At 71.9% G+C, this 24035-nt stretch carries 26 protein-coding genes; 11 read left to right on the top strand and 15 right to left on the bottom strand.

Annotated elements, in window-relative coordinates; genetic code table 11:
- Window positions 1–96 precede the first annotated feature (96 nt).
- The 3 genes from QUG93_RS07065 to QUG93_RS07055 are packed head-to-tail and all read left to right on the top strand — an operon-like array spanning window position 97 to window position 2837.
- Complete coding sequence (locus tag QUG93_RS07065; RefSeq protein ID WP_289473219.1) at window positions 97–993, top strand: DUF429 domain-containing protein; 897 nt, start codon at window positions 97–99, stop codon at window positions 991–993.
- A gap of 9 nt (window positions 994–1002) precedes the next feature.
- Complete coding sequence (locus QUG93_RS07060; RefSeq protein ID WP_289473218.1) at window positions 1003–2205, top strand: glycosyltransferase; 1203 nt, start codon at window positions 1003–1005, stop codon at window positions 2203–2205.
- Complete coding sequence (locus QUG93_RS07055) at window positions 2205–2837, top strand: uracil-DNA glycosylase (protein ID WP_289473217.1); 633 nt, start codon at window positions 2205–2207, stop codon at window positions 2835–2837. The genes QUG93_RS07060 and QUG93_RS07055 overlap by 1 nt, the downstream gene beginning before the upstream one ends.
- 14 nt (window positions 2838–2851) lie before the next feature.
- On the opposite strand, the gene QUG93_RS07050 is transcribed toward QUG93_RS07055, so the two are convergent.
- Complete coding sequence (locus tag QUG93_RS07050; protein WP_289473216.1) at window positions 2852–3280, bottom strand: DUF6892 domain-containing protein; 429 nt, start codon at window positions 3278–3280, stop codon at window positions 2852–2854.
- 122 nt (window positions 3281–3402) lie between these two features.
- Here QUG93_RS07050 and QUG93_RS07045 point away from each other — a divergent pair, with 122 nt between their 5' ends.
- Window positions 3403–4956: an APC family permease gene (locus QUG93_RS07045; RefSeq protein ID WP_289473215.1), complete on the top strand. Its 1554-nt coding sequence runs from the start codon at window positions 3403–3405 to the stop codon at window positions 4954–4956.
- A 380-nt stretch (window positions 4957–5336) separates the two neighbouring features.
- Entirely contained in the window at window positions 5337–5951 is a 615-nt protein-coding gene (locus QUG93_RS07040; RefSeq protein WP_289473214.1) for a hypothetical protein, read from the top strand.
- Between the two features lie 23 nt (window positions 5952–5974).
- On the opposite strand, the gene QUG93_RS07035 is transcribed toward QUG93_RS07040, so the two are convergent.
- The 3 genes from QUG93_RS07035 to QUG93_RS07025 all read right to left on the bottom strand — a co-directional run bounded on the left by QUG93_RS07035 (window position 5975) and on the right by QUG93_RS07025 (window position 7485).
- Window positions 5975–6448 (bottom strand): hypothetical protein, encoded by a 474-nt coding sequence (locus tag QUG93_RS07035; protein ID WP_289473213.1) that lies wholly within the window; start codon window positions 6446–6448, stop codon window positions 5975–5977.
- Window positions 6449–6541: 93 nt separating this feature from the next.
- A complete protein-coding gene (locus QUG93_RS07030; RefSeq protein WP_289473212.1) occupies window positions 6542–6862 on the bottom strand; it encodes a hypothetical protein in 321 nt (106 codons plus the stop codon).
- Between the two features lie 233 nt (window positions 6863–7095).
- Window positions 7096–7485: a DoxX family protein gene (locus QUG93_RS07025; protein WP_289473211.1), complete on the bottom strand. Its 390-nt coding sequence runs from the start codon at window positions 7483–7485 to the stop codon at window positions 7096–7098.
- A 135-nt stretch (window positions 7486–7620) separates the two neighbouring features.
- Here QUG93_RS07025 and QUG93_RS07020 point away from each other — a divergent pair, with 135 nt between their 5' ends.
- Complete coding sequence (locus tag QUG93_RS07020) at window positions 7621–7953, top strand: hypothetical protein (RefSeq protein ID WP_289473210.1); 333 nt, start codon at window positions 7621–7623, stop codon at window positions 7951–7953.
- Between the two features lie 126 nt (window positions 7954–8079).
- Here the strand turns inward: QUG93_RS07020 and QUG93_RS07015 are convergent, their stop codons facing one another.
- Entirely contained in the window at window positions 8080–8526 is a 447-nt protein-coding gene (locus QUG93_RS07015) for a DUF427 domain-containing protein (protein ID WP_434533089.1), read from the bottom strand.
- Window positions 8527–8617: 91 nt separating this feature from the next.
- Between QUG93_RS07015 and QUG93_RS07010 the strand changes: the two genes are divergently transcribed.
- Window positions 8618–10039, top strand: a complete 1422-nt coding sequence (locus QUG93_RS07010) for an amino acid permease (RefSeq protein ID WP_289473208.1) — start codon at window positions 8618–8620, stop codon at window positions 10037–10039.
- 161 nt (window positions 10040–10200) lie between these two features.
- Here QUG93_RS07010 and QUG93_RS07005 read toward each other — a convergent pair whose 3' ends face one another.
- The 5 genes from QUG93_RS07005 to QUG93_RS06985 form a co-directional block, all read right to left on the bottom strand.
- The gene (locus QUG93_RS07005) at window positions 10201–10386 is read right to left on the bottom strand and encodes a hypothetical protein (RefSeq protein WP_289473207.1); all 186 of its coding nucleotides are present in this window, start codon (window positions 10384–10386) and stop codon (window positions 10201–10203) included.
- 3 nt (window positions 10387–10389) lie between these two features.
- Window positions 10390–10905, bottom strand: coding sequence for a hypothetical protein (locus QUG93_RS07000; protein WP_289473206.1), 516 nt, complete (start codon window positions 10903–10905; stop codon window positions 10390–10392).
- Between the two features lie 518 nt (window positions 10906–11423).
- A complete protein-coding gene (locus QUG93_RS06995; RefSeq protein ID WP_289473205.1) occupies window positions 11424–11729 on the bottom strand; it encodes a hypothetical protein in 306 nt (101 codons plus the stop codon).
- A 41-nt stretch (window positions 11730–11770) separates the two neighbouring features.
- Window positions 11771–12205 (bottom strand): BLUF domain-containing protein, encoded by a 435-nt coding sequence (locus QUG93_RS06990; RefSeq protein ID WP_289473456.1) that lies wholly within the window; start codon window positions 12203–12205, stop codon window positions 11771–11773.
- An 88-nt stretch (window positions 12206–12293) separates the two neighbouring features.
- Window positions 12294–12842, bottom strand: a complete 549-nt coding sequence (locus QUG93_RS06985) for a hypothetical protein (protein ID WP_289473204.1) — start codon at window positions 12840–12842, stop codon at window positions 12294–12296.
- A gap of 81 nt (window positions 12843–12923) precedes the next feature.
- Here QUG93_RS06985 and QUG93_RS06980 point away from each other — a divergent pair, with 81 nt between their 5' ends.
- Complete coding sequence (locus QUG93_RS06980; RefSeq protein ID WP_289473203.1) at window positions 12924–16226, top strand: DEAD/DEAH box helicase; 3303 nt, start codon at window positions 12924–12926, stop codon at window positions 16224–16226.
- 304 nt (window positions 16227–16530) lie between these two features.
- A complete protein-coding gene (locus QUG93_RS06975) occupies window positions 16531–16944 on the top strand; it encodes a type II toxin-antitoxin system VapC family toxin (protein ID WP_289473202.1) in 414 nt (137 codons plus the stop codon).
- Window positions 16945–16964: 20 nt separating this feature from the next.
- Here the strand turns inward: QUG93_RS06975 and QUG93_RS06970 are convergent, their stop codons facing one another.
- Complete coding sequence (locus QUG93_RS06970) at window positions 16965–17744, bottom strand: aldo/keto reductase (protein WP_289473201.1); 780 nt, start codon at window positions 17742–17744, stop codon at window positions 16965–16967.
- A gap of 97 nt (window positions 17745–17841) precedes the next feature.
- Here QUG93_RS06970 and QUG93_RS06965 point away from each other — a divergent pair, with 97 nt between their 5' ends.
- Together QUG93_RS06965 and QUG93_RS06960 are read left to right on the top strand one after the other, a co-directional pair.
- Complete coding sequence (locus QUG93_RS06965; protein ID WP_289473200.1) at window positions 17842–18714, top strand: HNH endonuclease family protein; 873 nt, start codon at window positions 17842–17844, stop codon at window positions 18712–18714.
- Between the two features lie 126 nt (window positions 18715–18840).
- Window positions 18841–19629 (top strand): SDR family oxidoreductase, encoded by a 789-nt coding sequence (locus QUG93_RS06960; RefSeq protein ID WP_289473199.1) that lies wholly within the window; start codon window positions 18841–18843, stop codon window positions 19627–19629.
- Between the two features lie 127 nt (window positions 19630–19756).
- Here QUG93_RS06960 and QUG93_RS06955 read toward each other — a convergent pair whose 3' ends face one another.
- From QUG93_RS06955 to QUG93_RS06940, 4 genes are read right to left on the bottom strand one after another with little or no spacing between them, the layout of a single operon-like run.
- A complete protein-coding gene (locus tag QUG93_RS06955; RefSeq protein ID WP_289473198.1) occupies window positions 19757–20758 on the bottom strand; it encodes an aminoglycoside phosphotransferase family protein in 1002 nt (333 codons plus the stop codon).
- A complete protein-coding gene (locus QUG93_RS06950) occupies window positions 20755–21666 on the bottom strand; it encodes a carbohydrate ABC transporter permease (RefSeq protein ID WP_289473197.1) in 912 nt (303 codons plus the stop codon). Before QUG93_RS06950 ends, QUG93_RS06955 begins: the two co-directional genes overlap by 4 nt.
- Entirely contained in the window at window positions 21666–22625 is a 960-nt protein-coding gene (locus tag QUG93_RS06945; protein ID WP_289473196.1) for a carbohydrate ABC transporter permease, read from the bottom strand. Before QUG93_RS06945 ends, QUG93_RS06950 begins: the two co-directional genes overlap by 1 nt.
- On the bottom strand, window positions 22622–23971 hold the full coding sequence (locus QUG93_RS06940) for an ABC transporter substrate-binding protein (RefSeq protein ID WP_289473195.1): 1350 nt from the start codon (window positions 23969–23971) through the stop codon (window positions 22622–22624). Before QUG93_RS06940 ends, QUG93_RS06945 begins: the two co-directional genes overlap by 4 nt.
- Between the last annotated feature and the right edge of the window lie 64 nt (window positions 23972–24035).

Raw genomic sequence — 24035 nt, 5'->3', positions numbered from 1 at the left:
CGCGACCCCCCACAACGGGGCGCCGCGTTCCCGGGACACGCGACCGTCCGGGTGGAAGCGCGGCTCGACAGCGGTGTCGCAGGGCACGATGGACGGGTGACGGCGTACCTCGGGGTGGACCTGGCATGGGGACTCGGCAGCGACCGGAAGCCCGCGAACGAGACCGGTCTCGTCGCGATGGACGCCGACGGCAGGGTCACCGACGCCGGGTGGGCCCGCGGGGTCGACGCCGTGACGGACTGGATCGCCGCGCACCTCGGGCCGCGGACCCTGGTCGCGGTCGACGCGTCCCTCGTCGTGACGAACCCGACCGGCATCCGCGAGGCCGAGCGGCAGGTCGGACAGCGCTACGGCCGGTGGAAGGTCGCCGCGAACCCGACGAACCTCGCCTCGGCGGCGAGCGCCGGCGCGCGGCTGCTCGACCGTCTCACGGACCTGGGCGTCGGGTACGTGTCGTCGACCCGGGCGATGCGGGAACGGTCCGGGCCGGCGGCGTTCGAGTGCTACCCGTACACGACGCTCGTCGGGGTCGAGGAGCTCGGCTACGACGACGAGCGCCCCCGGTACAAGCGTCTCGACCTGAAGGTGCCCGCCGCCCAGGCCCGCGCCGCCCGTGCGGTGGCGTTCGACGAGCTGGTGCGCCGGCTCCGCACGACGCCGCTCGACCCGCCGCTGCGCCTCGACGCGCATCCGCTGACCGCTGGGCTCGCCGATCCCTCGGTGCTGCACGGGCCGACGCACAAGCACCGGGAGGACCTGCTCGACGGTGCCCTGTGCGCTTGGACGGCCGCATTCTGGGAGCGGCACGGCGACGGGCGGGTGCAGGTGCTGGGAGGTGATCCTCCCCACCGGCACGGCCCGGACGCCGCTGGCGCGTCGCCCGGGAACCGGCGGCGTGGGCCCAGCCTCCCGTCCGACCCGCCGGACGAGGCGGGCCGCCGGCCCGTCGTGGTGGCGCCCGCGCGCCCGTCGCAGCGACGACCCGCTCGCTAGGCTGGACCGGTGAGCACCACCCCTGAACCCCTGCGCATCGGGCTGGTGTCGCTGCACACCTCCCCCGGCGACGAACCCGGCTCCGGCGAGGTCGGCGGCATGAACGTCGTCGTCCGGCACCAGGCCGAGGCCCTGGCCGATCGCGGGCACCAGGTCGAGATCATCACCCGGCGTTCGGCCCCGACGCAGCCGGACAGCGTCTCGCTCGTGCCGGGCGTGTGCCTGCGGTTCCTGTCGGCCGGCCCCGCGCAGCCCGTGCCGAAGGGCGAGCACGACGCGTTCATCGAGCCCTTCCGCCAGGGTCTGCAGGAGCTCGGCCCCTACGACGTGCTGCACTCGCACCACTGGTTCTCCGGCGCCGCCGCGCTGCCCGTCGCCCGCGAGCGCGGCATCCCGCACGTGCAGTCGTTCCACTCCATCGCCGCCGACTCGGACACCCCGCTGTCCGAGGGCGAGCGCCCCGAGTCCGCCGGGCGGATGGCGGGCGAGCGGCTGCTCGCACGCGAGTCCGACGCGGTCGTCGTGGTCTCCGCGGCCGAGGCAGAGACCGTCCGCACCCGGCTCGGCGGCGAGGACGCACGCACCTGGATCGTGCCGCCGGGCGTCGACGGATCGGTCTTCCGTCCAGCGGGGACGGGCGCGCGTCGCGCCGCCTCGCCGTACGTCGTCGCCGCGGCCCGCGTGCAGCCGTTGAAGGGGCTGGACCTGGCGATCGAGGCGGTCGCGGGCATCGGCCTGGAGGCCCGCCCCACCCTCGTCATCGCCGGGGACGCGTCGAGCGAGGCGGGCGACTACGTGGCCGAACTGCGTCGGCTCGCCGCCGCGCACGGCATCGCCGACCGCGTGACCTTCGTCGGTCCGCAGTCGCGTGCCGACCTGGCGTTCCTGTTCCGCGGCGCGGCAGCCGTGCTCGTACCGTCGCACTCGGAGACGTACGGGCTCGTCGCGCTCGAGGGCTCCGCTTCCGGCGTACCCGTCGTCGCCGCGGCGGCCGGGGGCCTGCGTGAGGCCGTGGTCGACGGCGAGACCGGCGTCGTGCTCGAGTCGCGTGACCCGGGGGTGTGGGCGGCGGAGATCGAGCACATCCTGACCGACCCGGCGTACGCGTCGGGGCTGGCCGCGGCAGGACGCGAGCACGCCGAGCGGCTGAGCTGGGAGCGGTCGGCGGCCGGCCTCGAGGACGTCTACCGCCGGGTGCTCGGGCGCTCCTGATGACCGGCGGTCCTCGGTTCGACGCCTTCTGGGCGGCGCTCGACGCCGTGCCGGTGGCGGACGACGCGGAGGCGCTCTACTCCCCCGACTCGGCCGAGGGACGGCTCCGGCGCGCGAACCTCGCCGCCTACCTGGAACACGTCGGCGCGGGGGCGGACACGGTGCTCGTGGCAGAGGCACCGGGGTGGCGCGGCATGACGAACACGGGCATCCCGTTCACGAGCATGCGCGAGCTGGACGCCCTCGGCTTCTCCGTCGAGCACCCGCCGGCACCGACCGCCCCGTGGGAGGCGTCGTCACGCGTCGTGCACGCAGCGTTGGCGGGCTGGACGGGTCCGCTCCCGGTCGCGTGGGCGATCTTCCCGCACCACCCGTTCGTCGCGCCGGACCGGCTGACGAACCGGACGCCGCGGCCGTCGGAGGTCCGCGACGGGGCGCCCGTCGCGCTCGCGCTGCTGCAGGCGCTGCAGGCTGCACGTGACGGGGGCGCCCGGCCCGTCCGGGTCGTCGCCGTCGGGCGGAAGGCACAGGGCGCGCTCGCGCTGGCGGGCATCGACGCCGTCACGGTCCGGCACCCCGCGCAGGGCGGCGCGGCGCAGTTCACCGAGCAGGTGCGGGCGCTGCAGCGGTAGGGCGGGCGAGCGGGTCAGGCGGAGCGGACCTCGACGCCCTTCGCGGCGAGCCGCTCGGCGACGTGCGCGGGCAGCGGTGCCGCGGCGTACACGACCGACAGGGCGGGCAGGTCGAGCACGTCGTCCCAGTTCTGCGGGTCGTAGCGGTCGTCGTGGCCGTCCCAGCCCGGGTGCACGTCCTGCAGGACCTCGAGGTCCGAGTCGACCGTCAGCTCGGTGACCATCGCGAGCTGCGACGGCAGGAGGTCGAGGTCGTCGTAGTACTCGCGGGCGCGGTCGTCCTGCCCCTCGACGTCGAGGTCCTCGGAGACGTCCTCGTCCTCGTCGCCGTCGTACGGCTCCAGCACGTCGAGGTCGTAGCAGAGGACGTCGAGCACGAGCAGCTTCGCGTTGAAGTCGGCGAACTCGACGGGTTCTTCGGTGGTGTTGGACTCCTCGTACATGGGTCGGAGCGTAGCGACCGGCCCCTCGGAAGCGCTCGGCCGCCGGGTCACGGGCGTGTCACGTCCGCGACGGATGAGCCTGAGGAAGTTGACAGCAGGCACGAACCGGGAAAGGGTGACGCATGGCCACCACCAACACGGATCGACCGCAGCAGGAGCAGCCGACGCTGAAGCGCGTGCTCGGCCCCAAGCTGCTGCTGCTCTTCATCGTCGGCGACATCCTCGGCACGGGCGTCTACGCGCTGACCGGGCAGGTCGCGGCCGAGGTCGGCGGAGCCGCGTGGCTCCCCTTCCTCATCGCCTTCGCCGTGGCGCTGCTGACGGCGTTCTCGTACCTCGAACTCGTGACGAAGTACCCGCAGACCGCCGGTGCCGCGCTCTACGTGCACAAGGCGTTCGGCATCCACTTCGTCACGTTCATCGTCACCTTCATCGTGATGTGCTCCGGGATCACGTCGGCGTCGACGGCCTCGCGGGCGTTCGCGGCGAACCTCGGCGCCGGTTTCGGGCTGGAGCTGCCGAACGGCGTCGTCATGCTCATCGCGATGGGCTTCATGCTCGCGGTGATGGCGGTCAACTTCCGCGGGGTCAGCGAGAGCGTCAAGACCAACGTCGTGCTGACCCTGGTGGAGCTGTCGGGCCTCGTGATGGTCATCCTCATCGGCTTCTGGGCGATCGCCGGCGGCAACGCGGACTTCTCGCGCGTCGTGATGTTCGAGACGCCGGAGGACAAGTCGCTGCTGCTGTCCGTGTCGACCGCGACGTCGCTGGCGTTCTTCGCGATGGTCGGGTTCGAGGACTCGGTGAACATGGCCGAGGAGACGAAGGACCCCTCGCGGATCTTCCCGAAGGTGATGCTCACCGGCCTCGGCATCACGGCCGTCATCTACGTGCTCGTGTCGATCTGCGCGGTCGCGGTCGTGCCCATCGGCGAGCTCGCCGGCAACGAGACGCCGCTCGTCACCGTCGTGCAGACCGCGGCGCCGGACTTCCCCATCGCCGACCTGCTGCCCTTCATCTCGATGTTCGCCGTGGCCAACACCGCGCTCATCAACATGATGATGGCGTCGCGACTGCTGTACGGCATGAGCAAGCAGGGCGTGCTGCCGGGCTTCCTGTCGCGGGTCTCGCCCGCCCGCCGCACCCCGTCGACCGCGATCGTCTTCACCACCCTCATCTCGCTGGCGCTCATCGGCTGGGTGTCGCTCGACCCTGACTCCCCCATCGTGGTGGTCCTGGGTGGGACGACCTCGCTGCTGCTCCTGTCGGTGTTCGCGGTCGTGAACCTGTCGGTGCTCGTGCTCCGGCGGGACCGGGTCGAGCAGAAGCACTTCCGCGCCGGTGTGGTCATCCCCGTCATCGGCGTCGTGACCTGCCTGTGGCTCGTCCTGCCGTTCTCGTCCGGCCGCGACCCGCAGCAGTACCAGATCGCTGGCGCACTGCTGGCACTGGGCGTGCTGCTCTGGGTGGTCACGTGGTTCACGCACGGTCGGAAGCAGACCGAGAAGGCCCCGACCGGACTGGTCACGGAGCCCACCGCCGTGATCCGACCGGGCACCGGCCACCGGCACCACGAGGACGGCCAGCACCCCGACGGCCAGAACCCTGACGGCCGGCACCCGGACGACCGGCAGTCGGACGGCCGGCAGTCGGACGGCCCTGACCGGCGGGTCTGATGGAGAGCGCGGAGGTCGTCCTCGTGGTCGCCGTCGGGGCGATCGTCGTGCTCTCGCTGGCCGCGACCGGCCTGTTCGACCGCCGCCGGCGCTGAGGCTCGGACCACGGCGGTCCGGTCGACACCGGACCTCCGCCGGCGCTGCGACACGGACCACCGCGGTCCGGTCGACACCGGACCTCCGCCGGCGCTGCGACACGGACCACCGCGGTCCGGTCGACACCGGACCGCCGCGAGCGTTGCGACACGGACCACCGCGGTCCGGTCGACACCCCCGATCGGGCGGCTGTGTCCTCCCAGCAGGTGCCCGTACGCTCGTCGTGCTCTGCACCAGACGGCATCCGGCACCGCCGGACGACCGCCCGCTCGGAAGGACCACGCATGCGCCGCGCCGGCATCGCCATCGCCTCGGTGTTCGGTGCCGGCGTGGTCGCCGCGGTCATCGGCGTCGTGGTGGTCGTCGTCATCGCGGTGCACTCGCTCACGGGCGCCGCGAAGTCCGTCACGGCGGCCCCGGCCTGCCCCGAGGTCGCGTCGAGGACGGTCGGCGGCATCGTCGTGCCAGCGGGACCGGTCGGCGGGTTCTGCCAGGACCGCCTGGTGAACGCCGCGTACGTCATCGAGGCGGCGCAGGCCCTCGGCATCGGTCCGCACACCCAGGCCGTCGGCGTGATGACCGCGATCGGCGAGTCGAGCCTGGTGAACCTCGACCACGGTGACGCCGCCGGGCCCGACAGCCGGGGGCTGTTCCAGCAGCGTGACAACGGCGCGTGGGGCACCTACGAGCAGCGGATGGACCCGTACACGGCGGCGACGATGTTCTACACCAAGCTCGTGAAGACGCCCGGGTGGAAGACGATGACCCCGACGCAGATGGCGCACGCCGTGCAGATCAACGCCGATCCGGAGCACTACGCGAAGTTCTGGCCGGAGGCCAAGGCCGTGGTCGAAGGGCTGACCGGCCAGACCGTCCCCGACGCCGCCCCGCAGGGCTGACGAGCGGGACGGACAGCGGGTCGTCACGACCGCACCGCCTGCTCGCCGTGCTCGACCTCGGCCTCGGCTTCGGCCTCGGCCTCGAGCTCGTCCAGCTCGACCATCGCGGTCCCCGTAGCGTGCACGACGACCTGTCCCCGCACCCGGACGGCGTGCTCCGCGAAGGCGCACGCGCAGGCGTCGATCCACTCCCAGTCGACCGGGAACAGCTCCGTCTCGCCCGGACGCTCCCACACCAGCACGACCTCGGCCGCGGAGTTGTCGGCGCACACCTCCGCCACGAGGGTCGCGAGGTCGTCGACGTGCTCGTCGGGCTGCAGCGGCAGGTCGGACACCGGCAGCAGGAACGGCACGGGCAGTGCCCGTTCGTCGAGGAACAGCACCCAGCACTGTCGTCGGAGGGGCCTTCCGACGACACCGGTGACGAGGGCGACCACGTCGTCGTCGGTGCGGGCGGGGGTGGTGAACAGTTGGTCGAGCACATCGGTTCCTGACATGCGTCGACCTTGGCGGGCGAGGCCGCCGGGCAGAGCCGCCGATGGCCGCGCTGTGGACGACCGCCACCGACGGGCGCGCTGTGCAGGAGTGGCTCAGAAACCGTGCTGCACGGCGCTGTCGACCAGCAGCAGTGCCGCCGAGAACACGACGATCTGGGCGGCGATCCCGACCAGGGCGATCGGCCAGGCCAGGCGGCGGCGCACGAGTCGCAGGGTGCAGCCGAGCAGGGTCGCGACGAACACGAGCCCGGCGAGCACCGGACCGACGGTGACGACGGTGCTGCCGAGACCGACGTCGCAGGAGTTCCCCGGCGCAGCACACGAGTGGAACGCCATCGAGAGGAAGACGATCGCGCCGCCGGCGGCGACCGACTCGACCGCCAGCAGGACCAGCAGCAGGACCGTGGCGACCACGTCGCCGACGCGACGGGACCCGTGGGAGGTGCGCCGTGCCTCCCGGCCGACCGCGGCGCCGTCCGGACCGCCGCCAGCACCGGCACCGGCACCGGCACCGGCACCGGCCCGCGCACCGGGCCGGGTCCGTGTCCCGGCATCGTGACCGGCGAAGCCGACCGCTCCGGCTGCTCCGGCCGCGCCGCGCGGCCCGGACGGGCCGTCCGGGTCGCGCGGTGTCGCCGGGCCGGGCATCAGCGACCCGCGCTCGCGGAGCCGCGCGTCGACCAGAGCGCCGCCCAGATCAGCAGGGGCTGCCCGAACAGGCGGGCGACGCGCTTCTCGTCGCTGTCGAGGCCGAAGGCATCGCGGCGGTTCACCCACTGCGACAGGTTGCCGGGGAAGATCACGGTGAAGAACAGCGCCGCGATGGTGCCGACGGTCCTCCGGCGGCGCCGCGGCGTGAACAGCAGCGCGCTGCCGAGCCCGATCTCGGCCACGCCCGACGCGAGCACCGTCGTGTCCGTGTCGAGCGGTACGAAGTCCGGCACCTGGGCGCGGAAGTCCCGACGGGCGAAGGTGAGGTGGCTCGTCCCCGCGAAGACGAGGGCGGCTCCGAGCAGGACACGGACGAAGGAACGCATGCCTCCATGGTGCTCGCTCGTGCGTCGGCCGTCCGGCGCGTCGACCGGCGGTGCGCGGAACGGCGCTCGTCCACGTGACGCGAGGCTCCGTCAGCTCCCCGGACGGCGACGGTCGCCGACCGCTAGGTTCGGTTCATGGGAGCCGCAGCCCGCGACCACGAGCCACCCGCCGCCCTGGCGACCGTCGCCGTGCTGCTCGCTCCCCTGTCGCTCTGGATGGGGATCATCGTGCCCGCGGCGGGCATGGCCCGTCACGTGTTCCTCGGAGCGGCGTTCGGCATCGTCTGCGTGCTCTGTGGTCTGCGCGCCGTCCGCATCGCCGGACGCCGACGCGCGGTGCGCGTCTGGGCGTGGATCGCCCTGGTGCTCGGTGCGGTCGGGCTGGCGATGATGGTCTGGCAGCTGCTGACCTTCGGGACGGACGGGGGCTTCCCGCCGCCGTTCTGGTCGCCCTACGCGCGCCGCTGACGGCCCGACGCGTCCCGCGGATCGTGCCGGACGGGAGGCGCGGCGGACGTCCGGCACGACGCACCCGCCCGCGCGTGGTCACCGAGGCGGGTGGTCATCGTGCGTGCGCGGCCGCCGGACGGGTGGTCACCACCCGAGCGTGCCCGGCGCGCCCTTGAAGGGTCCGACCACGCGGGACGTGATCCAGCCCCCGTAGAAGTCGCCCTCCTGCGCTTCGACGACTTCGCCGCCCACCTCGCACGAGTCCATCGCCGACGGGTAGATCGCGATCCGGTGCCGCAGGTCCTCGTACCCGGGCTCCGGCGTCGGGTAGTTCCACGCAGCCCGCGGAGCCACGACCCCGTTGCCGCCGACGACGTCGAAGTACCGCGCGCGCCCCTTGAACTCGCACATGCTCGACCCGGCGGCCGGGCGCAGGTCGACGCCCGTCATCGGCACGTAGTACACCGGCGGGTGCGACGTCTCGAGCACCCGCACCGCGTCCGTCGTGTCGACGACGACCGCCCCGCCGAGCCGGACCACCACCCGTTCCGGGACGGCCTCGACGGCGGGAGGACGGGGGTAGTCCCACACGGACTCCTGACCGGGACCGGGTTCGACTCGAGCAGCACGACGCATGCAGCCGGGTCTACCACCGTCGCCGCAGAAGGAGCAGAGTGGGCGCGTGACGACGACGACACACGGCATCTTCCGACGGAAGCCCATCGACACGATCGACGACGGGCCCGAGGACGAGGGCGGCCTCAAGCGGCACCTCGGCCTGTGGCAGCTCACCGCGATCGGCATCGGCGGGATCATCGGCGCGGGCATCTTCACGCTCGCGGGCACCGTCGCGAACGGTGTCGCCGGCCCCGCCGTGCTCATCAGCTTCCTGGTCGCCGGTGTCGCCAGTGCCGCCGCTGCGCTGTCGTACGCCGAGTTCGCGGGCCTCATCCCGAAGGCCGGCAGCGCCTACACCTACGGCTACGCCGTGCTCGGCGAGGTCGTCGGGTGGCTCATCGGGTGGGACCTGCTGCTCGAGTACACCGCCATCGTCGCCGTCGTCGCGATCGGCATCTCGGGCTACGTCGGGTTCCTGGTCGGCCAGTTCGGCATCGAGCTGCCCGCGTGGATGCTCGGCGCGCCCGGCACCGGCGACGGCCACGTGGTCGACGTCTTCGCGATCGTGCTGTGCCTGCTCACCGCGTTCGTCCTCACCCGCGGCATCCGGAGCGCCGCTCGGTTCGAGCTCGTCGCAGTGGCGATCAAGGTCGGCCTCGTCGTGCTCATCGTCGTGCTCGGGGTCTTCCACATCAACAGCGCCAACTACTCGCCGTACTTCCCGTTCGGGTTCGGCGGCGTGATGACCGGCGCCGCGACGGTGTTCTTCGCGGTGTTCGGCTACGACGCCATGTCGACCGCGGCCGAGGAGTCCACCGACGCACGGAAGCACATGCCGAAGGCGATCCTGCTCTCCCTCGGCATCGCGATGGTCCTGTACGTCCTGGCGACCCTGGTGCTGACGGGCATGCAGGAGTACACCGACATCGACCCGGCCTCGGGGTTCTCGTCGGCGTTCGCGGCGGTCGGGCTCGGCGGGGTCGCGAACGTCATCGCGATCGGCGCCATCGTCGGCATCGTCACCGTGCTCGTCACGTTCATGCTCGGGGCCTCGCGCGTCTGGTTCTCGATGAGCCGCGACGGCCTCATGCCGAAGTGGTTCGCGAAGACCGATCCGAAGCGCCACGTCCCGACGCGGGTCACGTGGATCCTCGGCATCGCGTCGGCGGTGCTCGCGGGCGTGCTGCCGATCGGGGTCGTCGCCGAGCTGACGAACATCGGCATCCTGCTCGCGTTCGTCGTGGTGTGCTCGGCCGTGATCGTGCTGCGCTACCGGCAGCCCGACCTCGACCGGCAGTTCAGGCTCCCCTTCATGCCGGTCGTGCCGATCATCGGGGTCGTCGCGTCGCTGTGGCTCGTGACGTTCCTGCAGTGGGAGACGTGGGTGCGGTTCGCGATCTGGTTCGCGATCGGGCTCGGGGTGTACTTCGGGTACTCGCGGAAGCACAGCAAGCTGGCGGGATCCGAGGCTTCCGAAAGGCGTTAGACCCCGGTGGCCGCGGCTGTGGAGAACCTGTCCTGCAGAAGGACGGGGCGGCTGTAGGTCCGGTCGAGGACCTCCTGTGCCACCGGGTGCATGGAAGGACCCCGCCCGCTCCTGCGTACGGGAGCGAACGGGGCTTCCTGGGCGTGGGTTCGGAACGAGCGCTAACGCATCCGGCTGTTCCGACGGACGAGCACAGCCCAGACGACGGCCACCACGACTCCACCGCCGAACCACAGCCAGGAGTTCGGCTGCCCGATCCGCTCCCCGATGGCGCTCGCGACGAGCCCGAGGACGAGGGCGAGCAGCGGGAGCAACTGCTTGACCGGCCGGGACCGTCGTCGACTCATGAGCTACGCCTTCTTGAAGTGGAGCTTGCAGTACGAGTTGGTGCACTTGAAGGCCGGCTGCACCTGCGGACCGACGAAGTTGTCGGTGTAGCCAGTGTAGGTCACCTTGAACGTCTCACCGTAGGAGCACAGCGGGGAGATCTGGGTCGGTGCGCAGATCTTCATGACCGCAGTCGACACCCAACCTGCCATCTGAGGATCCGTGCCACGGCGCGACGTCGTGTTGTTGTCGAAGCGCCATCCGGCGCCCGTGCCCAGCGGCGATGGATCCCACTTCATCGAGGCCGACGAGGAAGTCATCTTCGAGCCCGATCGACAGTTGTTGGTGTTGATGGTGATGGTCCCCACCGAGTACTTGACGCTCGCCTCCGTCACCGTGTACCGCTTGGCGACCGGATTGCACTTCGTCGATGCGGCCTGCGCCGGGCCCGCGACCAAGACCGAGCCAAGAGTCAGGGCGCTGACGGCGAGCACGACGGCGAAGCGTCGCTGCGTGTCCTGGCGGAACAGTGTGAACATCTGGTATCCCCTCGTGACGGCCGGACCAGGCCATTTCCTCGCCCTGGCCAGGGCTCAAGACTCGTGCTCACCGGCCGTCGCCTGCATCCCCCTCGCGGCGCATCGGAGCTCGCCACTCGACCACGTTCAGGCAGCCTGATGGCGGCGCACCCTTCCCTTGTGGCTGGTCCAGCGTGTCCGATCGGCCAGTTCCCTGGCCGGCCGTCCCTCCGCGCCGGTGCACGTGCCCCCTCCGCAGACGTCCGCAGCCAGGAGCGCGGCGCTCGGCGGGATCTTCCGTGACACCAACGGTGTCTGCCCTCCCCTGGAGAGCACGCGCGCCGTGCGGCGCTCGTTGAGCCGGCGCACAGCTGTCGGGTCTGGCACGATCGCGTCGGCGGAGTCGACGTCCCTGTGCCCTCCGTCTCCCGAGGGGGAGGTGACGTCCGACACCGGTGCCATCGTCGCAAGCCACCTTGCGATCCACCGCTGAACAGCGCCGCGGACCCGTGGTGTGCTCACGACCGGATGGTGCTGCGCTACTCCGTCACGACCCACACGTGCTGCGCCTGCCACCCCTCCGGCACGGTGTTCCGGTACGCCGCCAGCGCCGCCTCGTAGTCCGGCCCCGACGCCTCGTGCTCCCGCGTCGCCGTCGAGCGCGCCGTCGCCTTGATCGTCGTCTCCCCCGTGGCCTTGCTCTCCACCGCGTTCGTCTGCGTCAGCTCGAACCCGTCCAGGTCGAGTGCTGCGATCGCGGCTTCCTTCGCCGCCACGACCGAGGTCGCGTACCCCTCGGCCTCGCGCGTCTCGGTCGAGCGGATCATGCCTCGCAGTGTCGTCACCGGACCAGTATGACCCGGTGCAGCGTCGCCCTCGGACCGCCCTAGGCGTCGCGCCGGTGCTTGCCCTTAGCGGCCGTCGGGTCGGCCATCGGGTGGTTCCGGAACCAGCGCAGCAGCTCGCGCGGACGGCTCGCGTCGGCGCTGTGGTCGCCCTGGTCGAGGAACGTGCTGAAGCCCTCGGGCACCTCGACACCGGCGGACTCGCGGTCGTACGCCATCGACCACTCCGGGAACCGGCGCGTGTGGATCGACTCCTCGACGAGCAGCCGGACCTCGTCGTGACGCGAGTCCTCGACGATCCGGGCGTAGGTCGCCAGGACGGCGTCGTACGGACCCTCGAGCAGCTGCATGAAGCGACCACCGCGGTGCACGAGCATGCCGGACAGGCCGTCAGCCGTGTTCCGCGAGCGCGCGTGCTCGAGCACCGCCTCGAGGGCGTCCTCGTCGAACGGCTCGGTGGCGGAACTCATGTACACCAGTGAATGCAGCACGATCCGATCCTGCACGACGGCACCGCTGCGGCGACGCCCCCAGAACGGGACGCGGACACCTGCGGCCGGGACGTCAGTCGAGGGGCGTCCAGGGCATGACCTGGCTGTCCTCGGTGCACCAGGTGGTCGACGAGTCGTCGGTCGTGGTCCTGCTGTACGACGGCGACCAGTAGACGGCGTCGATCTCCGTCTGCTTCGGGAAGGTCCCGACCACGGTGCCCGCGGACGTGTCCGGTGCGCCGGGGATCGGATCGACGTCGTTCGTGTCCCGGTTGAACCAGCCGTAGGTGGTCTTCCCGGTGATGCTGTCGAACCCGATGTACATCGAGATGGCGTGCTCCTGCGACTCGTCCCCGAGGTACAACTGGTACTCCTGCCGCGCACCCTCGGCGCTGGTCGGCACACCGGACCACTCGACGCGGTAGGCGTCCGCGGTCTCCTCGAGCGACACCGAGCCACCGCCCGAGGTCAGGTCGCACGATGCCCTGCCCGGCGTGGCCTTCGTCACACTCGGGCTCGGTGCCTCGGCTGTCGCCGTACCGCCACCCGCGCAGCCCGTCAGCGTCGTCGCCGTCGCCAGCACACCCACCAGCACGGCTCCACCGCGCATCCGCATCCCCATGCGATCCCCCTCGTTCCGCGCGCCGTCCGGCACCCGTCCACGGTAGCAGCGACGGTCGGTGGAGCCTGGCAGCATGGACCCGTGCCAGCCGCCCCGATGATCGACGCCGTCGACGTCATCCGCTTCGTCGGCCCGCAGACCTTCGGCCGGGCCCGTGACGTCGTCCGCGCCGGTCTGGTCGAGGACGCCGCCTGGCACGACGACGACGGCACGGTCACCGCCACGGTCTCCGGCTCCGCGGACGACCCGTACGAGCTCCGCGTCGAGACCACCGTCGCGCGCGGCGAGTTCGTCCGCCCGGTCCGCAGCACCTGCTCCTGCCCCCTCGGCGGCGACTGCAAGCACGTCGCCGCCGCACTCCTCACCATCAACGCCCGCGCGCTGGCCGCAGCAGCCGGCCCCCGGACCGCGGCTCCCGTCAGCGCACCCGCAGCACCGGACTGGAGGCACGACCTGGCCCGCCTCGCCGGTGACGACGAGCAGGCGGTCGCCTCGCAGGGCACCCCGATGGGTCTGCAGTTCGAGTTGCGCGACGCGGTCCCCGCAGCGCTCGCGTCCCGCGCGCGAGCGGCGGGTCGTGCGCTGCCCACGCGGTCGCGGGGCGTCCGGCTCGGCGTCCGTCCGGTCACCCGGAGCGCCGCGGGCAACTGGGTCCGCGGGCAGCTCACCTGGGGCACGCTCCCCTACTCGATGAACCGGCTCGGCATCGCGCCCGAGCAGCACGCCTGGTTCCTGCAGTTCGCGGCCCTGCACCGCGCCGGGCAGCTCGCCGGACTGCCGGGCGAGAGCGACTGGGTGCACCTGGACGACTTCGGCACCCCGCTCCTCTGGCCGTTGCTGCGGCAGGCGCCCGGGCTGGGCATCGCCTTCGTCACCGGCAAGCGCGAGGGTGGCGCCGTCCTCGGGTCCGAGGCCCGTGTCCTCCTCGACGCCGCCCGGCAGGACGGTGCGCTCGTCATCGGCGCGAGCGCGGTGGTCGACGGCCGGCCCGTGCCCGACGGCTCCGCGCGCACGATCGGCGACCACGGCGTCTACGCGTTCCGCGAGAGCCCGGAGTTCCACGTCGCCCTCGCCCCGACCCCGGTGCCGGTCCCCGCAGACCAGCGACGCATGCTCGTCGAGGGATCACGGATCACCGTCCCTGCCGAGGCGGTGGACGAGTTCCTGGCCGACTGGTCCCCGCGCCTGCGCGGTGCCCTCGGGCTCGTCAGCTCCGACGGCTCCGTCGAGCTGCCCGAGCGCACCCCGCCCGAGCTCGTGCTCACGGCGACGTTCGAGCCCGCGCGGGCGCCCCGCACCGACGACCGCGTGCACCTGCAGTGGCGGTGGCACGTCGACGGGCGGAAGGACCCCCTCGCGTTGCACGGGCCGCTCCCCGACCTGACCGGACTGCACGCGGCGGACGAGACCGAGACGTCGGGCCCCGGCGGCGGCCTCGACTGGTTCGCGGACGGCACCTTCGACGGCGCGGACGTCGCCGTGTTCGCGCACGAGCTGCTGCCGGCACTGCCCGGCTTCGGTGTGCGGACCGTCGTGCAGGGCGAGCCGGGCGACCACGAGCGGCTCACCGGGCGACCGCACGTCCGCGTGACGACGATGCCCTCGGACAAGCACGACTGGTTCGACCTCGGCATCTTCGTCACCGTCAACGGCACGCAGCTCCCGTTCACTCCACTGCTCCGCGCCCTGGCGAACCGCGACCGCCGGATGAAGCTCATCGACGGTTCCTACCTGTCGTTGGCGGACCCGGCGTTCGACCGACTCAAGGAGGTCATCGAGGAGGCCCGCGCACTCGACGAGTGGGAGCCGGACCAGCCCCTCACGGTGACGCCCCTGCAGGCCGGGATCTGGTCGGAGTTCGACCAGCTCGCGGACGAGACCGAGCACGACGAACGATGGGAGCGCATCGCCGCCGGGCTCCTCGACGCGACCCCACCGGGCGACGTCCCCGTGCCGGACACCGTGCACGCCGAGCTCCGGCCCTACCAGCACGCCGGGTACGCGTGGCTGCGGTTCCTGCGCGAGCACGGCATCGGCGGCGTGCTCGCCGACGACATGGGCCTCGGCAAGACGCTGCAGGTGCTCGCGATGATCGCCGCCGCGCGCGCGACGGAGCCGGACGGCGCGCCGTTCCTCGTCGTGGCACCGACCTCCGTCGTCGGCAACTGGGCGGACGAGGCCGCGCGCTTCACCCCGTCGCTCCGCGTCACGACGGTCACGGCGACCTCGCTCAAGGACCCCGCGCGGGTCGCCCGGGCTGCGGCTTCGTCGGACGTGGTCGTGACCTCGTACGCGCTGCTCCGGCTCGACGCGACGGAGTACGCCGAGCTGCCGTGGTCGGCGCTCGTGCTCGACGAGGCGCAGTTCGTGAAGAACCCGCAGTCCCAGGTGCACCGGGTCGCTGCGGACCTGCCCGCGCCGGTGAAGTTCGCGATCACGGGCACGCCGCTCGAGAACGGCCTCACCGACCTGTGGGCACTCTTCCACGTCGTGGCCCCCGGGCTGCTGTCGTCGTGGTCGCGGTTCGGCGACGACTACGTGAAGCCGCTCGGCTCCCCCGACCTGCGGGGCGAGGCCCGCGCCGAGCTCACCGCACGGCTCCGGCGGCGCATCCGGCCGCTGATGCTCCGCCGCACGAAGGAGAGCGTCGCCGCCGACCTGCCGGCGAAGCAGGAGCAGGTGGTCCGGGTCACGCTCGACCCCGCGCACCGTGCGCTCTACGAGACGACGCTGAACCGCGAGCGGCTCAAGGTCCTCGACCTCATCGACGACCTGGCACGCAACCGGATGATCGTCTTCCGGTCGCTGACCCTGCTGCGGATGCTCGCCCTGTCGCCGGCGCTCGTCAGCGAGACCGACGCCGAGACCGCACCGGTCCCCTCGGCCAAGCTCGACCTGCTGCTCGACGAGCTCGAGCAGCTCGCCACCGAGGGGCGCCGCGCCCTCGTCTTCAGTCAGTTCACGACGTTCCTGCGCATGGTCGCCGACGCGCTCGACGCCCGCGGGATCGGCTACGAGTACCTCGACGGCTCCACGAGGAAGCGTCCGCAGGTCATCGACCGCTTCCGGACCGGCACCGCTCCCGCGTTCCTCATCTCGCTCAAGGCCGGCGGCTTCGGCCTCACCCTGACCGAAGCGGACACCGTCTTCGTCCTCGACCCGTGGTGGAACCCCGCCGCCGAGTCCCAGGCGGTCGACCGGACGCACCGCATCGGGCAGACGCGCTCCGTCTCCGTGCAGCGCTTCATCGCCGAGGACACCATCGAGGAGAAGGTCCTCGCCCTCGCGGCGAAGAAGGCCGAGCTCTTCGCGACGATGATCGACGACGACGCCCTGTTCGCCGACGATCTGACCGCCGAGGACATCCGCTCGCTGCTCACCTGACCATGCGACACACGAAGTCCTCGGTGGTCGGTCTCCGGCGTCGGTACCGTCGCGCCATGCTCGTCGAACCGATCCTGATCACACCTCCGTCCCCTGCACCGCCTCGGCCCGTCCCGGACGCAGGGCAAGCTCCGACCACGCTGCGCCCGGCCGGGCTCGTCGGCCGCGATCCAGCACGAGGCATCTCCGTGTTCCGACTGCGCAACGGCAACGAGATCGTGCTCGGCGCATCCTCCGGCGGTAGCCGAGGCGTGTGGGCCGGCACCTCCGATCACGGTCCAGGCGGCGGTGCGGCGGCTTGATCGTGCTCGATGCGAACGTCGTCATCGCGCTCCTCGACGAAGACGACGATTCGCACGCCCGCGCCTACGACCTCGTCGAGGACCACGCGTGGGACGATTTCTGCACGTCTGCGCTGACACTCGGCGAGATGCTCGTGCGGCCAGCGGCTCGTGGTCCTGCCGAGCGGGAGCGCAGCACCATCGAGCGGCTCGGCGTCTCCGTCGTCCCGGTCACGAGCAGCACGGCCGTCGCCGCGGCCCGGGTGCGAGCCGACCGGCGAGTCGCGATGCCCGACGCGGTCGTCCTCGTCACCGCCCGCTCCGTGGGCGCGGAGCTCGCCACGTTCGACCGCAAGCTCCGTCGCATCGCACGCTCCGAGGGCCTCGTGGTCGCCGAGTTGCAGGACGACGGCGAGCCCTGGCCGTTCCCGACCTGAGCTCGCCGTCGTCGGCGGTGTCAGCGACCGAGCTGGTCGATCCGCGAGACCTCGTCGGCCGAGAGCTCGATGTGCGCGCCGGCAGCGTTCGACCGGATGCGCTCCGGGTTCGACGACTTGGGGATCACGACGAACCCGTGCGCCACGTGCCACGCGACGATGACCTGCGCGCTGTCAGCGTCGTGCGCCTGCGCGATCTCGACGAGCGTCGGGTCCTGCAGGTTGCTCGCCTTGAACGGGCTGTAGCCCTCGAGCACCACCCCGCGCTGCTGCAGCCCCGCGGCGACCTCGGCGTCGTACTCGGCCGGGCTCCAGCGGATCTGGTTGACGGCCGGGGTCGTCCCGGTCGCGTCGGTCAGTTCGTCGATCTGCGCGAGCGAGTAGTTGCTCACACCGACTGCTCGGGTCAGCCCGTCGGCCTGCGCCTGCACGACCTGCTCCCACACATCGGGTCGGGCCTCGCCGTCCGGCGGCCAGTGCACGAGCCACAGGTCCAGGTGGTCGAGCCCGAGCTGGTCGAGGCTCTCCTCGATGGTCTGGCGGACCCGGTCGGCGTTGTCCGGCGGGAGCTTCGTCGTGACGAACACGTCGTCGCGCGCGAGGCCCGAGTCGGCGAGCGCGCGACCGACGCCCCGCTGGTTGGAGTAGCCCGTCGCGGTGTCGATGTGCCGGTACCCGGCCTCGAGCGCGGCGCCGACGGCGGCGGGTGCGTCGGCGTCGGGGATCTGCCAGGTGCCGAAGCCGAGGAGCGGCATCGACCCACCGGTGACGGGCACGGAGGGGTTCGCGTGATCGGTCATGCACCGTGTCTACGCCGCGTTCCATCGGTGCCTCACGGCAAGATCGGGGGCGGTCCGCCCGGGCCCGCACCACCCGCTCCACCGGAGGCTCCACGCCATGACGTCCCGCCGACGCCGCCCGCGCTCCACCTCGACGACCCGAACCACGTCCCGACGTCGCACTGGCCGCTCGACCCTGGCGTCGCTCGGGGTGCTCGCCGTGGCGGCCCTGGCCGCCTACCTGCTGCACGTGACGGGCGTGACCGACGCCGACGCCGACGCCGTGCCGGACGTGACGACGACCTCGACGGTCGCGCCGACGATCAGCGCCGACCCGACGACCAGCGCGGCCCCGACGCCCAGCGCTGCCCCGACCACCAGCGCTGGCGGCGGGGCGGGGGCGAGCAGTGCCTCCCGGCCAGCCGGTGGAGACGAACGAGCAGCCGCAGCCGCGCGTCGACAGCTCGCCGCCCTGCCCGTCAAGGGCAAGGCCCCAGCGACCGGCTACGACCGCGAGGCCCGCTTCGGCACCGGCTGGCTCGACGTCGACCACAACGGCTGCGACACCCGGAACGACGTGCTCGCCCGCGACCTGACCGCCATCGAGCGGCAGGGGCCCTGCAAGGTCCTTCGCGGCACACTCGTGTCGCCCTACACCGGCGAGCGCATCGACTTCGTCCGGGGCAACCGGACCTCGACCCTCGTGCAGATCGACCACGTCGTCGCCCTCGAGAACGCCTGGCGCACCGGCGCGCAGCAGCTGACGCAGACCGAGCGCGAGGCACTCGCGAACGACCCCACCAACCTGTTCGCCGTCGACGGGCACTCGAACGCGCAGAAGCGCTCGGGTGACGCGGCGACCTGGCTGCCCGCGGAGACGGGGTTCCGCTGCACCTACGTCGAGCACCAGGTCGCGGTGAAGACGACCTACCGGCTGTGGGTCGCGCCAGCCGAGCGTGACGCGATGGCCCGGGTACTCGACCGCTGCTGAGCGTCCCGAGCCTGCCCGCTGAACGACAGGTGTAGCGTAAGTCCCGTCGATGCGTCAGCGTCGACGGACTCGTCGGCCCGCCGGACCCGAGCCCTTCACCGTCGAAGACCGCAGGAGGCCACCCGCATGCCCACCACCCGTTTCACCGACCGCGTCGTCCTCATCACCGGCGGGGGCTCCGGGCTCGGCCGAGCCACCGCCGTCCGCCTGGCCACCGAGGGCGCGTCCCTCTCGCTCGTCGACGTCTCCGCCGAGGGACTCGAGGCCACGAAGGCAGCCGTCCTCGAGGCCGCGTCGGACGCCCAGGTGCTCACCACCGTCGCCGACGTCGCCGACGAGGCCCAGGTCGACGCCTACGTGACCGCGACGACCGAGCGCTTCGGCCGCATCGACGGCTTCTTCAACAACGCCGGCATCGAGGGCAAGCAGAACCTGACCGAGGACTTCACCGCCGCCGAGTTCGACAAGGTCGTGTCGATCAACCTGCGCGGTGTGTTCCTCGGACTCGAGAAGGTCCTCGCCGTGATGCGCGAGCAGGGCTCCGGCAAGGTCGTCAACACCGCCAGCGTCGGCGGCATCCGCGGCGTCGGCAACCAGTCCGGGTACGCCGCCGCGAAGCACGGCGTCGTCGGCCTGACCCGCAACTCCGCCGTCGAGTACGGGCAGTACGGCATCAGCATCAACGCCATCGCGCCCGGAGCGATCTGGACGCCGATGGTCGAGAACTCGATGAAGCAGATCAACCCCACCGACCCGCGCGCGGCCGCCGAGGAGTTCATCCAGGTGAACCCCACGAAGCGCTACGGCGAGGCGCCCGAGATCGCGGCGGTCGTCGCCTTCCTGCTCTCGGACGATGCCAGCTACGTCAACGCCGCCGTCGTCCCGATCGACGGCGGACAGTCCGCCAAGTACTGAGCGGGACCGGTCCGGCGCGCGGCGCACCTCCGGGAGTGCGCCACCGCCGGCCGGGAGGCACGCCCCACCTCCGCCGCGCCGGTGACCGTTCCGGTCGGCCAGCTCGGACGATCGTGGACCGGAACGGTCAGGCCGCTGTCTCGGCGAGCGCCCGCAGCAGCCGTCCCTCGACGAGCGAGGCCGAACCGGTCGGTGCCAGGATGCCCGTGAACACCCGCAGCACCTCGTCCCGCTCGGCGCCGGTGCTCGCGAGCGCCGCGGTCATCGTCGACGTCAGGTCCTCGAGCGCCCGGACGCACGCGTACCGGACCATCCGGTGCTCGTCCACGTCCACCGGCCCGTAGCCCTCGCGGAACGCCTCGAGCTGCGCTGCCGTCGTCGGCTCGAACAGCACGCTGAACTCGACCATGTGCAGGTCAATCTCGCGAGGTCCGACGACCGCCTCGTCCCAGTCGACCAGGCGCAGCGACCCGTCGGGCTCGATCAGCACGTTGCCGAGGTGCGGGTCACCGTGGCACGGCACCGGCACCGGCTCCGCGGGAGCAGCAGGCTCGAGCACGGTCCCGCGCAGCAGCAGGTCGATGCGCGGACGGGATCCGCGCCAGAGGTCGAGCACCGGGTCGGTCCCGGCGACCGCCGCGTCGTCGAGCGTGCGGATCTCCGCGCGGAACCGGCGGCGCCGCCGCCGGATGCCCCGCCGCGCGCCCTGGCGGCGGGGTGGCAGGGGGAAGGCGTGGGCGTGCACGTCCGCGAGCAGCGCGCCGTAGGTGACCCATGCCTCCAGACCGAGTCCGACGGTGGCGGCGTCCGTGCCGTCCGACCACCGCGTCAGCGCGAGCTTCCCGCCAGCGCGGCGGCTGCGGCGACGACCGTCGGTCGTCGCGAGCACCGCGGGTGTGCCCGCGACGCCGGCGTCCGCCATCGAGGTGACCAGGCGCGTCCCGGTGCGGCTCGGTCGCGTGGTCCACTTGGCGGCCCACGCCGTTCCTGAGGTGTCGACGACCCGCCAGACCGCGGCCGAGGTGTCGGTGCCGCCGGGCACCTCGTCGACGGACGCGACCCGCACGCCGAAGTCCTCGGTGACCCAGCGGCGGGCGTCCTCGGCGGTGGGGCGACCCTCCGGGGTCACCGCAGGCCGCTCCGCGACAGGCCCTCGACGAAGTAGCGCTGGAACGCGAGGAACAGGGCGACGATCGGCAGGATCATGAGCAGGTCGACGGCCATGATCGCGCCGTAGTCCGACGTGTACTGCCCCTGCAGGGTCCCGACGATACCGATCGGCACCGTGAACAGGTCCTGGTTGCCGGACAGCGCCACGAGCGGCCACCCGAACGCGTTCCACTCCCCCATGAACGTCAGGAGCACGAGCACGGCGAGGAGCGGCCGGCACAGCGGCAGCACGACGGACACGAACGTGCGGAAGCGCCCGGCGCCGTCGAGCTGCGCGGCCTCGATGAGCTCGTCGGGCACCGCCAGGAAGAACTGCCGCGCCAGGAACACCCCGAAGATCGCCGCCGCCTCGGGCAGGATCACCGCCCAGAGCCCGCCGTACAGGTGCAGACCGATCGAGATGAAGAACTGCGGCACGATGATCGCCTGCGGCGGGATCATCAGCGTCGACAGCAGCACGAGGAACAGCGCGTTCCGCCCGCGGAACCGGAGCTTCGCGAACGCGTACCCGGCGAGCAGGTTGCAGAACACCGTGATCGCCGTGACGACGACCGCCACGAGCAGCGAGTTCGCGAACCAGCGCCAGACCGGGAACTCATGGAAGGGGCGGACGAAGTTCTGGATCGTGGGGTGCTGCGGCCAGAGCTGCAGCCCCGGCGCGTACAGGTCGGCCCGGGTCGAGAACGCCGTGAGGATCATCCAGTACAGCGGGAACGCCATGACAACCGTGACGACGACCGCGACCGTCAGGCGCAGCCAGAGCAGCTTCCCGCGGCGCTTCCGCGGCGACCGGGCCGCGACGGTGCTCGCGGCGGCGGCGGACCGATCCGAGGCCGCAGCACCGGTGTCCCACGTCGATGAGGTCATCAGTCCGTCTGGTCCCGTCCGGCGTTGAAGCGCCACTGCAGCCCCGTGATGAGGAGCGTCACGAGGTAGATCACGATGCCGACCGCGGCGCCGTAGCCGAGCAGCTGCGGGCCGTGCTCGTCGAACGCCACCCGGTAGGCGTAGGACACCACCGTCGTCGTGCCGTACCCGGGGCCACCTCGGGTCATCGCCCAGACGGTGTCGAACACCTGGAACGAGTAGATGAGGTTCATCACGAGCAGGAAGAACGTCGAGGGGCCGAGCAGCGGGAACGTGATGAGCCGGAAGCGCTGCCAACCGGTCGCGCCGTCCGTCGAGGCGGCCTCCTGCACCGCCGGGTCGACGCCCTGCAGCCCCGCCAGGTAGATGAGCATGTCGAAGCCGATGCGCTGCCAGAGCGTCATGAGGATGACCGCCGTCATCGCCCACCCACCGCTCGACTGCCAGTCGACCTGCGGCAGCCCGAACGTCGCGAGGAACTTGTCGATGAAGCCGTTGTTCTGGTCGAACATCCACGCGCCGAGCACGCCCGTCGCGACGCCCGACACGACGAGCGGCAGGAAGATGATCGTCCGGAACACCGCACGCCCGGGCAGCACGCCGTTGAGCAGCACCGCGATCCCGAGCCCGATCGCCATGCCGACCGGCACCGTGAACAGCGTGAAGACGCCGGTGTTCCACACCGACTGCCAGAACACCGGGTCCGTCACGAGCTTCGCGTAGTTCCCGAGCCCGGCCCAGCTGGTCCCGCCCAGCGAGTCGAGGTCCTGGAAGCTGATCACCAGCGCGTACACGAGCGGCAGCAGCGTGAACACCACGATCAGCACGACGTTCGGCAACAGGAACGCGGACGCGGCCGCCGTACTGGAGGCACGGAAGACCCCGGCAGACCGCCGCGGTCCGCGCCGCACGGCTCCACCCGCCGTGGCGCCGCCGATGCGCTCGGTCGCGCCCGTCACGCGGACACCGCCTGGTCGACCGCGGCGTCGATCGCTCGGACCGCCTGCTCGGTGCCCCGCCCGTGGAAGGCGAGCTCGAGCTGGTCCTGCAGCGCCGTGTTGATCGACGCGAAGCCCGGCACGACGGTCTCGCGCACGGCCGTCTCGGTGATCGTCGTGGCCTGCTGCGTGAAGACGCCCATCACGTCCGGGCGGACCGCGTAGTCGAGCGTCTGGTCGGCCAGGGTCTGCAGCGTCGGGAGCTCGTTCGCGAGCTGGCAGAAGTCGCGCATCTGGTCCTCCTCGACCAGGAACTTCAGGAACGCGGCCGCGAGCTCGGGGTTCTCGGTGTCCCGGGTCGCCACGATGGCGTTGCCGCCGAGGTCGGACGCCGCCGCCCGGTCCCGCGGCATGTACGTCGTCGCCCACTCACCACCCTGGTACCCGTTCGCCCCGTCCGCGAGCTCGGGCACGAGGAAGTCCCCGATGAACGTCATCGCCACGGTCTGGTTGAGGAAGAAGTTGTCCGAGTAGACCGTCGTCTTGATCGTGTTGTTCGCCGGCACCCACCGCTCGTCGAAGAACCGCTGCGTGAACGCCATCGCCTTGCGCGCCGGGTCCCCGTCGACCGCCGAGTGCCGCAGGTCCTCCGTCAGCAGTGACCCGCCCGCCTGGTACAGGAAGCTCGCCCAGCGGTACGCGCCCGCGGCCGTCCAGTCGTAGGCGAACGGGTACTTGTCGTCGGGCAGGGTCTTGCGGAGCTTCGTGCTGACGTCGGTGAACTCCTCCCACGTCCACGCGTCGTCGAGTCGGTCGGGCACCGCACCGATGCCCGCCTCGTCGAGGGCCTTCCGGCTGAACGCGATCGCCGAGGTGTCAGTTTGGTGCGGCACGCCGTAGGTGCGCCCCTCGAAGCGAACCGCGTCGTACAGCGCCGGTAGGAACCCCTTCGCCTCGGACGCGCTGAGGTACGGCGTCATGTCGAGCAGCACCCCGTGCGAGGTGTACTTCCCGATGCTCGTGTAGTCGACCCGGAACACGTCCGGGGCCGTGCGCGACAGGATGCCCCGGTCGATGCCCGAGAAGAACCCGTCGTACGGCAGGGTCTGCAGTTCGATCGTCGCTTTCGGGTGCCGTTGCTCGAAGCCGGTCTTGGCGCGGGCGAAGCCGCTGTTCTCGCCGTCGCTGCCGCCCCAGAAGGCGAAGCGGAGCGTGCCCTCGACCTCGCCGATGTCGGCCTTCGAGCCCGGCGCCGCCGAGGTCGGCTGCGGGCCGTTGTTCGCGACGCACCCGCTCAGGGCGGTGGCCGCGCCGAGCCCGAGGGCGCCCGCGAGGAGCGACCGTCGGGTCAACTGCAGTGGTGGCACGGTGCTCCTGACGCGGTCGTGGACACTTGCTCGGACTGTAGACGCGAGTGCCGACACCGGTGGC

It is taken from the genome of Curtobacterium caseinilyticum (assembly GCF_030363035.1).
Classification (GTDB): domain Bacteria; phylum Actinomycetota; class Actinomycetes; order Actinomycetales; family Microbacteriaceae; genus Curtobacterium; species Curtobacterium caseinilyticum.
This window is presented reverse-complemented; position numbering and strand designations above follow the sequence as displayed.